General features: G+C 66.6%; 8 protein-coding genes. 2 read left to right on the top strand and 6 right to left on the bottom strand.

Annotated features, from left to right (window positions below; genetic code table 11):
• Positions 1–12 precede the first annotated feature (12 nt).
• The 6 genes from lpdA to BMY35_RS17650 form a co-directional block, all read right to left on the bottom strand.
• Positions 13–1440 carry a dihydrolipoyl dehydrogenase gene (lpdA, locus tag BMY35_RS17625; RefSeq protein WP_093201598.1) on the bottom strand — a complete coding sequence of 476 codons (1428 nt, stop codon included), beginning with the start codon at positions 1438–1440 and terminating at the stop codon, positions 13–15.
• Positions 1441–1596: 156 nt separating this feature from the next.
• Positions 1597–2868, bottom strand: a complete 1272-nt coding sequence (odhB, locus tag BMY35_RS17630) for a 2-oxoglutarate dehydrogenase complex dihydrolipoyllysine-residue succinyltransferase (protein ID WP_093201601.1) — start codon at positions 2866–2868, stop codon at positions 1597–1599.
• A 53-nt stretch (positions 2869–2921) separates the two neighbouring features.
• Complete coding sequence (locus BMY35_RS17635) at positions 2922–5798, bottom strand: 2-oxoglutarate dehydrogenase E1 component (RefSeq protein WP_093201603.1); 2877 nt, start codon at positions 5796–5798, stop codon at positions 2922–2924.
• Positions 5799–5989: 191 nt separating this feature from the next.
• Positions 5990–7957, bottom strand: a complete 1968-nt coding sequence (locus tag BMY35_RS17640) for a propionate--CoA ligase (RefSeq protein ID WP_256228784.1) — start codon at positions 7955–7957, stop codon at positions 5990–5992.
• Positions 7958–8028: 71 nt separating this feature from the next.
• Positions 8029–8631: an isochorismatase family protein gene (locus tag BMY35_RS17645; protein ID WP_093201609.1), complete on the bottom strand. Its 603-nt coding sequence runs from the start codon at positions 8629–8631 to the stop codon at positions 8029–8031.
• A 12-nt stretch (positions 8632–8643) separates the two neighbouring features.
• Entirely contained in the window at positions 8644–9315 is a 672-nt protein-coding gene (locus tag BMY35_RS17650; protein WP_093201611.1) for a TetR/AcrR family transcriptional regulator, read from the bottom strand.
• Between the two features lie 107 nt (positions 9316–9422).
• Between BMY35_RS17650 and BMY35_RS17655 the strand changes: the two genes are divergently transcribed.
• Both BMY35_RS17655 and BMY35_RS17660 read left to right on the top strand, forming a co-directional pair.
• Positions 9423–11045 (top strand): 4-hydroxyphenylacetate 3-hydroxylase family protein, encoded by a 1623-nt coding sequence (locus BMY35_RS17655; RefSeq protein ID WP_093201613.1) that lies wholly within the window; start codon positions 9423–9425, stop codon positions 11043–11045.
• Positions 11046–11055: 10 nt separating this feature from the next.
• Positions 11056–11853: an alpha/beta fold hydrolase gene (locus tag BMY35_RS17660; RefSeq protein WP_093201616.1), complete on the top strand. Its 798-nt coding sequence runs from the start codon at positions 11056–11058 to the stop codon at positions 11851–11853.
• Positions 11854–11868: the final 15 nt, after the last annotated feature.

Raw genomic sequence — 11868 nt, forward strand, 5'->3', positions numbered from 1 at the left:
AGATCGGTGAGATCAGAAGTTCAGCGTGCGCTTGTCCACGGCGAGTGCCGCTTCCTTCGTGGCTTCCGACAGCGACGGGTGCGCGTGGCAGATGCGCGCGATGTCTTCCGCGCTGGCCTTGAACTCCATCGCCACGACGGCTTCGGAGATCAGCTCGCTGGCCTGCGGGCCCACGATGTGCACGCCCAGGATCTCGTCGGTCGCGGCGTCGGCCAGGAACTTGACCATGCCGGTCGTGTCGCCCAGCGCGCGTGCGCGGCCGTTCGCGAGGAACGGGAAGGTGCCGGCCTTGTAGGCACGGCCCGAGGCCTTGAGCTGCTGCTCGGTCTGGCCCACCCACGCGATCTCGGGGCTGGTGTAGATCACCCACGGGATCGTGTTGAAGTTGACGTGACCATGCTGGCCGGCAATGCGCTCGGCAACGGCAACGCCCTCTTCCTCGGCCTTGTGCGCCAGCATCGGGCCGCGCACCACGTCGCCGATGGCCCACACGTTGGGCAGGTTGGTCTTGCACTCGTCGTCCACGGCAATGGCGCCGCGCTCGTCGAGCTTCAGGCCCACGGCTTCGGCGTTCAGGCCGATGGTGTTGGGCACGCGGCCGATCGACACGATCAGCTTGTCGACTTCCAGCGTCTGGGCTTCGCCCTTGGCGTTGGTCCAGGCAACGCTCACGCCCTTCTTCGACGACTTGATCTCGCCGACCTTCACGCCGAGCTCGATCTTGAGCTTCTGCTTGTCGAAGGCCTTCTTGGCTTCCTTGGCGATCTGCTCGTCCACAGCGCCGAGGAAGGTCGGCAGTGCTTCGAGCACCGTGACTTCCGCGCCGAGGCGACGCCACACCGAGCCCATTTCGAGGCCGATAACGCCCGAGCCGATCAGGCCCAGCTTCTTCGGCACCGCGCCGATGCGCAGAGCGCCGTCGTTCGAGAGGATGTTTTCCTCGTCGAAGGGCGCGCCCGGCAGCGCGCGAGCGTTGGAGCCCGTGGCCAGGATGATGTGCTTGCCGACGATCGACTCTTCGGCGGCGCCGGCCACCTTGATCTCGTAGCCGCCTGCGTCCGTCTTCACGAACGAGCCGCGGCCATGGAAGAAGGCGATCTTGTTCTTCTTGAACAGGTACAGGATGCCGTCGTTGTTCTGCTTCACGACCTGGTCCTTGCGGGCCAGCATCTTCTCGACGTCGAGGCCCAGGCCTTCGACCTTGATGCCGTGGTCGGCGAAGTGATGGCCGGCCTGCTCGAAGTGCTCCGACGATTGCAGCAGCGCCTTGGAAGGAATGCAGCCGACGTTGGTGCAGGTGCCGCCCGGTGCGGGGCCGCCCTTGCCGTTCTTCCACTCGTCGATACAGGCGACGTTGAAGCCGAGTTGCGCAGCGCGGATGGCCGCGATGTAGCCGCCGGGGCCACCGCCGATGACGATCACGTCAAATTGTTTGGACATAGGTTCTTTCGTAATCCTGTGTACCGCCTCCGATCAGGGCCGCGCGAAGCGCAGGCCTGTTCGGAGGCACCCGCGGAACCGGCTTTGCCGGGCCGCAGGGTGCGCCCCCTCGAGGGGGGAGGCGGCTACACGAAGTGAGCAAGCAACGGGGGTGGGTCAGATATCAAACAGCAGGCGCGACGGATCTTCCAGCGCTTCCTTCATGGCGACCAGGCCCAGCACGGCTTCGCGGCCGTCGATGATGCGGTGGTCGTAGCTCATCGCCAGGTAGTTCATCGGACGGATCACGATCTGGCCGTTCTCGACCACTGCGCGGTCCTTCGTGGCGTGCACGCCGAGGATGGCCGACTGGGGCGGGTTGATGATCGGGGTCGAGAGCATCGAGCCGAAGGTGCCGCCGTTGGAGATGGAGAAGGTGCCGCCGGTCATCTCTTCGATGCCGAGCTTGCCTTCCTGGGCCTTCTTGCCGTACTCGGCGATCTTCTTCTCGATGTCGGCGAAGCTCATCTGGTCGGCATTGCGCAGAATCGGCACCACCAGGCCGCGCGGCGAACCGACGGCGATGCCGATGTCGAAGTAGCCGTGGTACAGGATGTCGTTGCCGTCGACCGAGGCGTTGAGCACCGGGTACTTCTTGAGTGCGTGCACTGCCGCCTTCACGAAGAAGGACATGAAGCCGAGCTTCACGCCGTGTTCCTTGGTGAAGTTGTCCTGGAAGCGCTTGCGCAACTCCATGACGGGTGCCATGTTCACTTCGTTGAAGGTCGTCAGGATGGCGTTGGTCGACTGCGACTGCAGCAGGCGCTCGGCGATGCGGGCGCGCAGGCGGCTCATCGGCACGCGCTGCTCGGGGCGCTCGCCCAGGTCGGGCGCGCTCGTCGGAGCGGCGACCTGCGGCAGCGCGGGCTTGGCAGCCGGCGCGGCGATGGTGGCTGCGGGTGCGGCGGGCTTGGCGCCCGAGGCAACGGCGGCGAGCACGTCACCCTTGGTGACGCGGCCGTCCTTGCCGGTGCCGGCCACGTCGCCGGTCTTCAGGTTGTTGTCGGCCAGCAGCTTGGCGGCGGCGGGCATGGCCACGTCGGCCTTCGAGCCGCCGGTGGCGGCGGCAGCGGCTGCGGCCGGAGCTGCAGCAGGCGCCGGCGCCGCGGCGGCGGGTGCCGCTGCCGGAGCGGCCGCGCCGGCCTTGCCTTCGGTGTCGATCTTGGCGATCAGCTGGTCGGCAACCACGGTGGCGCCGTCGGGCTGGACGATTTCGGCCAGCACGCCGGCCGAGGGAGCGGGCACTTCGAGCACGACCTTGTCGGTCTCGATCTCGATCAGGATTTCATCGACGGCGACGGCTTCGCCGGCCTTCTTCTTCCACGTGAGCATGGTGGCCTCGGCCACGGATTCGGAAAGCTGGGGGACTTTGACTTCAACGATAGACATTTGGAGTGGGCTCCGATTTGTTCTTCAGGGTGTTCGTGTGAAAGAGGACTGGATTACTTGGTCAGCACGAAGCCCTTGAGCTTGCCGAACGCGCCATCGACGAGCGCCTTCTGCTGTTCCTGGTGCAGGTGCGAGTAGCCCACCGCCGGCGATGCCGAGGCGGCACGGCCGGAGTAGCCGAGCTTCTGGCCTTCCTGCATGTTTTCGTGGATGTAGTGCTGCACGAAGAACCAGGCGCCCTGGTTCTGCGGCTCGTCCTGGCACCAGACCACGTCGACGAGATTCGGGTACTTCTTGATCTCGGCGGCGAATGCCTTGTGCGGGAACGGATAGAGCTGCTCGACGCGGATGATCGCGACGTCGTCGGCTTCCTTCTCCTCGCGCTTCTTGGCCAGGTCGTAGTAGACCTTGCCCGAGCAGGCGATCAGGCGCTTGACCTTCTCGGCCTTCAGGTCGCGGCTGTCGGGGATCACGGTCTGGAAGCCGCCCTTGATGAACTCGGACAGCGGCGAGGTCGCGTCCTTGTTACGCAGCAGCGACTTCGGCGTCATGATGATCAGCGGCTTGCGCAGGTTGCGCACCATCTGGCGACGCAGCACGTGGAAGATCTGGCTGGCCGTGGTCGGCTGCACGATCTGCATGTTGGCGTCAGCGGCCAGCTGCATGAAGCGCTCCAGGCGTGCCGAGCTGTGCTCGGGGCCCTGGCCTTCGTAGCCGTGCGGCAGCATCATGGTGATGCCGTTGACGCGGCCCCACTTCACTTCGCCCGAGGCGATGAACTGGTCGATCACGACCTGGGCGCCGTTGACGAAGTCGCCGAACTGCGCTTCCCAGATCACCAGGGTGTTGGGGTCGTTCGAGGCGTAGCCGTATTCGAAGGCCAGCACCGCTTCTTCCGAGAGGATGGAGTCGATGACGACGAACGGAGCCTGGTTGTCGGCCACGTTCTGCAGCGGCACATAGGTGCCTTCGTCGAACTTCTCGCGGTTCTGGTCGTGCAGCACCGCGTGACGGTGCGTGAAGGTGCCGCGGCCCGAGTCCTCGCCCGACAGGCGCACCGGGTAGCCGCTGGCCACCAGCGAGGCGAAGGCCATGTGCTCGCCCATGCCCCAGTCGACATTGACGTCGCCACGGCCCATGGCCGCGCGGTCGTCCAGCACCTTCTTCACCAGCGGGTGCACGGTGAAGCCTTGCGGCACGGTGGTGATCTTCTCGGCCAGGCGCTTCCACTCGGTCGTGGGGATGGCGGTGTCGCCGGCGTCGGTCCACTTCTTGTTGAGGAAGGGGCTCCAGTCGACCGCGTACTTGCTCTTGAAGTTGGTCAGCACCGGGTCGATGGTGTGCTTGCCCGCGTCCATGGCGGCGCGGTAGGCCTTGACCATGTCGTCGCCGAGCGTGTCGCCCATGCCTTGCGCGGCCAGCTTGTCGGCGTACAGACGGCGGGTGCCGGGGTGCTGGGCGATCTTCTTGTACATCAGCGGCTGGGTGAGCGAGGGGGTGTCCTGCTCGTTGTGGCCCAGCTTGCGGTAGCAGACGATGTCGATGACCACGTCCTTGTTGAATTCCTGGCGGAACTCCAGCGCGAGCTGCATGCACAGCACCACGGCTTCGGGATCGTCGCCGTTCACGTGCAGCACCGGCGCGTCGATCATCTTCACGATGTCCGTGCAGTACAGCGTCGAGCGGCTGTCGCGCGGGTCGCTGGTGGTGAAGCCGATCTGGTTGTTGATGACGATGTGGACCGTGCCGCCGGTGTAGTAGCCGCGGGTTTCGGCCAGCGCCAGCGTTTCCATGACCACGCCCTGGCCGGCGAAGGCCGCGTCGCCGTGCACGAGCACCGGCAGCACCGAGTCGCCTTCCTTGTCGCCGCGACGGTCCATGCGCGCGCGCACCGAACCTTCGACGACCGGGTTCACGATTTCGAGGTGGGAGGGATTGAAGGCCAGCGACAGGTGCACCGGGCCGCCAGGGGTGCTGACGTCGGAGCTGAAGCCCTGGTGGTACTTCACGTCGCCGCTGGGCAGCTCTTCGGGAGCCGTGTGGTCGAACTCGGCGAACAGGTCGGCGGGCATCTTGCCCAGCGAGTTCACCAGCACGTTCAGGCGGCCGCGGTGGGCCATGCCGATCACGATTTCCTGCACGCCCTTCTCGCCGGCGCGGTTGATGAGCTCGTCCATCGCGACGATGAAGCTCTCGCCGCCTTCGAGCGAGAAGCGCTTCTGGCCGACGTACTTGGTGTGGAGGAAGCGCTCCAGGCCTTCGGCCGCGGTCAGGCGGTCGAGAACGCGCTTCTTCTGGTCGGCGTTCAGCTTGGGATTGGTGCGGGCGCTCTCGAGCTTCTGCTGCCACCAGCGCTTGTGGTTCTGGTCGGTGGTGTACATGTACTCGGCGCCGATGGTGCCGCAGTACGTTTCGCGCAGCGCGTTCAGCAGGTCGCGCAAGGACATGGTGTCCTTGCCGAAGAACGTGTTGCTGGTGTTGAACACCGTCTCGAGGTCCGCGTCGGCGAAGCCGTAGAACGAGGGCTCGAGTTCAGGAATGGAGGGACGCTCCGCGCGCTTGAGCGGGTCGAGGTCGGCCCAGCGGGCGCCGACGTTGCGGTAGGCGGCGATCAGCTGCTGGACTGCCGTGCGCTTGCGGCCGAGTTCGGAGTCGGCGCCGCTGGCCTGCACGACCTTGGTCGTGCCCTGCTTCGCCAGTTCGGCGAAGGCGTTGATGACCGGCAGGTGGGGGACGTCGCGGGTGTTGGTGCCGTCGGCGGCGGGGACGTTCTGCAGCGCGTCGAAGTACGAACGCCAGTTGTCGGGCACGCTGCCGGGGTTGGAGAGGTAGTTCTCGTACATCTCCTCGACATAGGGGGCGTTGCCGCCGAAGAGGTACGTGTTGCCTTGATAGGCGGTATACGCCGAGGGCGTAGAGGAATCGCTCATGATCCGCTGACCTTCGCTTCCCTGAGGGAAGCACTAGCTGGTTTAAGAAACCTTCCGCGACACGGCTGAACCGATTGGCGGATGCGACTGTGGCTGGGGAAGGGCCTGAGTACCTTGGCATTGTGCCACGTCAACCATATGACGGTCCAACCGGGCTTCGCAACCCCTCCTGTTGCTCATTCGCCGCTCATTCAGGCGGAAGCGAGTAACTGTTTGATCTGCTGCAGGGTGGCGGGGTCGTCGATGGTGGTCAGGTCGCCGGGGTCGCGCTGCTCGCAGACGGCCTGGATGGCCCGGCGCAGCAGCTTGCCGCTGCGGGTCTTCGGCAGGCCGGAGACGAAGCGCACGCGGGCCGGCCGCGCCAGGGCGCCGAGCTGGTCGGCCACCACTTTCATGATCTCGCCCTCGAGCCTGAGGGCCGCGTCGGCGTCCGCCACGGCCTTGCCGTCCTTCGGCACCACGAAGGCCATCGCGACCTGCCCTTTCAGCGCGTCGGCCACGCCGACCACCGCCACCTCGGCCACGTTGGGATGCCCCGAGATGCTTTCCTCGATCTCGCGGGTACCGAGGCGGTGGCCCGCCACGTTGATCACGTCGTCGGTGCGCCCGAGGATGTAGAAATAGCCGTCCTCGTCGCGGATGCCCCAGTCGAAGGTCGAATAGACCATCTTGCCGGGCACGCTCTTCCAGTAGGTGTTGACGAAGCGCGCGTCGTCCTTCCAGACGGTCTGCATGAAGCCCGGCGGGGTCGGCCCCTCGACCACGACCACGCCCTTCTCGTTCGCGCCGGTGAGCTCCTCGCCGGTCGACTCGTGCAATATCTTGATGCGATAGCCGTACATCGGCACGCCGGGGCTGCCGAACTTGCTGGCCTTGGCCTCGACGCCGTTGGCGATGGTGATCATCGGCCAGCCCGACTCGGTCTGCCAGTAGTTGTCGATGATCGGCACGCCCAGGCCCTCGCTGATCCAGCGGGCGGTGGGCTCGTCCAGCGGCTCGCCGGCCAGGAACAGTGCGCGCAGGGTCGACAGGTCGTACTTCTTCAGCAGCGCCGGGTCCTGCTTCTTCAGCACGCGCACCGCCGTGGGCGCGCTGAACATCACCGTCACCTTGTATTTCTCGACGAGGCGCCACCAGATGCCGCCGTCGGGCTCCCGGTCGATGCCCTGCGTGGGCAGCCCCTCGTACATGATGGTCGCCATGCCCGCGATCAGCGGACCGTAGACGATATAGCTGTGGCCCACCACCCAGCCGATGTCGCTGGTGGAGAAATAGGTTTCCCCCGGCCGGCCGTCGAAGATGTGCTTCATGCTCGCAGCCAGCGCGACCGCGTAGCCGCCCACGTCGCGCTGCACGCCCTTGGGTTTGCCGGTGGTGCCGCTCGTGTAGATGGTGTAGCTGATGTCGGTGGAGGCGAGCCAGGTGCAGGGCACCTTCGCGTCGAGGTGCTTGCGGCGCAGCTCGGGGGCCAGATGGTCACGGCCGGGCGTCAGGTCCATCGGCGCGAGGCCGCGGTCGGTCAGCAGCACGGCCGAGGGCTTGTGCTTCGACAACCGGATCGCCTCGTCGAGCAGCGGCTTGTATGCGATGACCTTGTTGCCGCGCGAGCCCGCATCGGCGCTCACGATCACCTTGGGCTCGGCATCCTCGATGCGCGTGGCCAGCGAGCCGCTGGCGAAGCCGCCGAACACCACGCAGTGGATGGCGCCGATGCGCGCACAGGCCAGCATCGCGAAGGCGGCTTCCGGAATCATCGGCATGTAGATGAGCACGCGGTCGCCCTTGCCCACCCCCAGCTCGACGAGGCTGGCGGCCGTGCGCTGCACCTCGGCGTGCAACTCGGCGAAGCTGTAGCTCTTCTCGACGCCCGTTTCGGTGGAAACGAAGATCAGCGCCGGCTGGTCGCCCCGCGCCGCCAGATGCCGGTCGACGGCGTTGTGGCACAGGTTGGTCGTGCCCCCCACGAACCAGCGCGCGAACGGCGGCTGACTGGCGTCGAGGATCTGCTGGGCGGGCGTCTGCCAGTCGATCAGCTTCGCCTGCTCGGCCCAGAAGGCCTCGGGCGCGTCGACGGATTGACGATAGAACTCTTCATAGCGGCTCATCTCGGTTTGTCTCCTGTTATTCGTTCCGTTCCGGCTGTCGCGCCAAAACTGAATTCATAATTATGGAGACCGATCTTGCAGCAAGCTGACAGCCGGAGCAACCCGGCTTTCCTCCGCTGCCTCGGTTACCGGATGAGCGAGAGCACTTCGGGAAACGCGGGATGCTCCGCCGTGCGCAGCCACTCGAAGCCGACCATCTCGGTCGTCACGAGTTCGGCGCCGGCACCGGCCAGCCGGTCGAAGGCGGCATCGCGGTTGCGCTCGGTGCGCGAGCTGCAGGCGTCGGTGACGACCCAGACCTCGAACTCGTCTTCCAGCAAATCGAGCGCCGTCTGCAGCAGGCAGACATGGGCCTCACAGCCGGCGATGACGATGCTGTTGCGCTCCTCTGCGGCCGTCTGCGGCTTCTGCAGATGCTTGGGCAGACTCCGCGCATTGCCCTGCGGCGCCTTGGCCGGCACGCGCAACCACTCGCCCAGGCCCTCCTCCACGCCGCTGAAATGCATCTTCGACAGGGTGCGCTGGCACTGCGCGCGGATGTCGGGCAGGTTCTGGCCCAGCTTGGAGGGGTTGTGCTCGGTGCCCCACGCCGGCACCTGGAGCAGCTTCGCCATCTTGCCGAGCCGCACGGCGTTCTGTGCGACCGCTTCTCCCTCGAAGATCGCCGGCATCAGGCGCTCCTGGTAGTCGACCAGGACGAGTTGGGATTGCGAGACGTCGAGCAGCATGAACAGTTTCTTTCAGGAATCGGTTGAATCGGGCTGAACCGTACCACCGAAAAGACCGGGTTGACGCGTGCCGCCATCGACGCGCTGCACCAGTTGCGCCACATAGGCCTTGAACAGCGCGTCGGCCGACTGCCTGAACATGCGGATGCGCCCCGTGTGCTGCATCAGCAGCAGGCCGACGCCATGGGCGAACAGCGCGGTGTTCTCGCGCAGAGCGGCGTCCGCGTCGAGCCCCAGCTCCTGCAGCGCCTCCTCGCAGGGACGCAGGGCCTGGTAGAGATGGTCGTTCAGCTCGTGGTCGAGCTCGCTGGTCAGGCCGCGCGGTCGCATGCCCTGCACCAGATAGAAGCCAAGGTCCAGTTCGCGCGGATTCGCGGCGTAGAAGTCGAACCACGCCTGGGCCCTCGCGGCGAGCGCCTGGCCGGGGCCGTCCTGCGACACCGGGGCCTCGGCCACCGCAGCCTGCAGCCGCTGAATCGACTCGTCGAGCAGGGCCGCGTAGATCGCCTCCTTGCTCTCGAAGTACGAATAGATCGCGCCCGGGGTATAGCCCGCCCTCCTGGCGATTTCGCGGACGCTCGCCCCCTCGATGCCGGCCTCCAGGAAGACCGCGCGGGCGGCATCGAGCACGAGCGAACGGCGGGCATCGGTGAGCGCCTGTCGGCGTTGGAGCTTGGCGTGCATGGGCGGGACTATAGCCCTCGGATTGATTGTCGATTCAGTTTTTTGATCGTTGATCGAAAAATTAAACGGTGTTTAAATCTTGACAGAACAGCCAGGAGACAAACTCGATGAACGCCCCGCTTCCCAGCGCCTCCCTCATGTCCGGCGCCGACTACCGCGAATCGCTGCGCCGCTACGAGCCCACCGTTTTCGTCGATGGCCGCCGCGTCGACAGCGTGGCCGACGAACCCGCCTTCCAGCCCGGCATCAATGCCATCGCCCTCACCTACGACTACGCCCTGAAGAAGGAATACGAGCCGCTGATGACTGCCGTACAGCACACCAGCGGCAAGCGGGTCAACCGGCTCTCCCACATCAACACCAGCGCGGGCGACCTGCTCAACAAGCTCGAGGCCGTACGTCTGGTCTGCCAGGAAACCGGCTGCGCCCAGCGCTACCTGACGCACGACGCGCTCAACGCCATCGCCCAGGTGTCGGCCCGCATCGACGACGCCCGCGGCAGCACCGAGCACACGGCGCGCTTCCACGAATACCTGCACCGCGTGCAAGACCAGGACCTGACGCTCGGCGTCGCCATGACCGACGCCAAGGGCGACCGCAGCCGCCGCCCGCACGAGCAGGCCAACGTCGACAGCTACCTGCACGTGGTCGAGCGCAATGCGCGCGGCATCTTCATCTCGGGCACCAAGGCCATCGTGACCGGGGCGCCCTACGTGCACGAACTGCTGGTCATGCCCTGCCGCAACATGGGCCGGGAGGACGCCGACTTCGCCGTCTGCTGCGCCGTGCCGCTCGATGCGCCGGGCCTCACCATCGTCGCGCGACCGGCGGGCCGGCCCGGCGAGAAGCTGGAGCACGGCGAGGCCCTGTTCAGCCGCAAGTACGGCCAGAGCACCGGCGTGTGCATGTTCGACAGGGTGTTCGTGCCCTGGGAGCGCGTGTTCTACGCCGGCGAGTGGGAACACTCCGGCCACCTGACCTACAGCTATGCCACGCACCACCGCCACAGTTGCATCGGTGCGCGCGCCGGCTTCGGCGACCTGCTGATCGGCGCAGGCGCGCTGATGTGCGAGGCCAACGGCTTCGACCCTGGCAAGGAAACCCACCTGCGCGAGCAGATGGTCGAGCTCATCACCATCACCGAGAGCTTCTTCGCCTGCGGCGTGGCGGCCAGCGTGTACGGCAAGGCCGACGAGCACTGCGAGGTCTTCATGCCCGATCCGGTGTTCAGCAACATCGGCAAGCTGCTGCTCGCCACGAAGATCTACGACATGCACCGCATCGCGCACTACGTGAGCGGAGGCCTGATCGTCACCCTGCCCGGCCCCGACGAAGACCACAACCCCGAGACCGCCGCCCGCCTGTCCGATGTGCTGCGCGCCAACCCCGCCATTCCCTACGAGCAGCGCATCGAGACCGCCCGCTTCATCGAAGACCTGACGGCCGGCTACCAGGGCGGCTGGTACAGCGTGATCAGCCTGCACGGCGGCGGCTCGCCCGCGGCGATGAAGCAGGAGATCTGGCGCAACTACCCGGTGGGCTCCAAGGTCGAGCTGGTCGAGCGCATCCTCGAACGAGGCATCGCGGCCGACGGCTCGCCCTCGGCCGCGCCTCACGACCCGGAGCGCGCCATCACCCGCAACCGCCAGCCCGGCAAGTGCTGCGACACCGGCTGCACCGCGCCCGGGCAGTCCGTGATGGTCAACCTGCCGGCCTCGCGGCGCGCCTAGACTTCGGCGGATGAAGCTCTTCTCGAAACGGTTGCGGCTCGCAGCAGTGGGCCTGGGCGCCGCGCTGCTCGTCATGGCATGCGGCGGCGTGCGCAAGGCCACGGTGCCGATGGCGACCTCGCTCGAGAAAAGCAGCTGCCCGCGCGGCAACGTCGACACGCTGCTGGTGATGCTCCCCGGCGCGTACTCGACGCCCGACGAATTCGAGCGCGAAGGCTTCGTCCGCGCGGTCCGTGAGAACCGCATCGCGGCCGACGTGATGCTGGTCGACTCGCACCTCGGCTACTTCAACGACAAGTCCGTCCTCGACCGCCTGAGCGCCGACGTGATGGTGCCGGCACGCAGCCGGGGTTATCGCCACATCTGGTTCGTCGGTATCTCGCTCGGCGGCTTCGGCGGAATGCTCTATGCGCAGACCCACCCCGGCGAACTCGCGGGACTGGTGACGCTGGCGCCCTACCTCGGCGAGCGCGCGCTCAGCGCCGACATCGCCAATGCCGGTGGTCTCGCCAGTTGGCGCGGCCCGCTGGTCGACCCTGCCGCAAGCCCTCCCCGCACGCCCGATGAGACCCAGCTCTGGCAATGGCTGCGCGGCTATTCGGGCTTCACGAACACGGCGGGCGCCCGGCCGCCGCTCTATCTGGGTTACGGCCTGGATGACCGTTTCGCCTTCAGCAACCGGCTGCTGGCGAACGTGCTGCCGCCCGAACGCATCTTCACGACCGAAGGCGGGCACGACTGGCCCGAGTGGAACCGCCTCTGGCGCCGCATGCTGCCGACCCTGCCGCTGCCGGGCTGCCCCGGCTGAACGGGCAACCGGAGC

Source organism: Variovorax sp. YR750, assembly GCF_900109805.1.
GTDB lineage: Bacteria > Pseudomonadota > Gammaproteobacteria > Burkholderiales > Burkholderiaceae_C > Variovorax > Variovorax gossypii.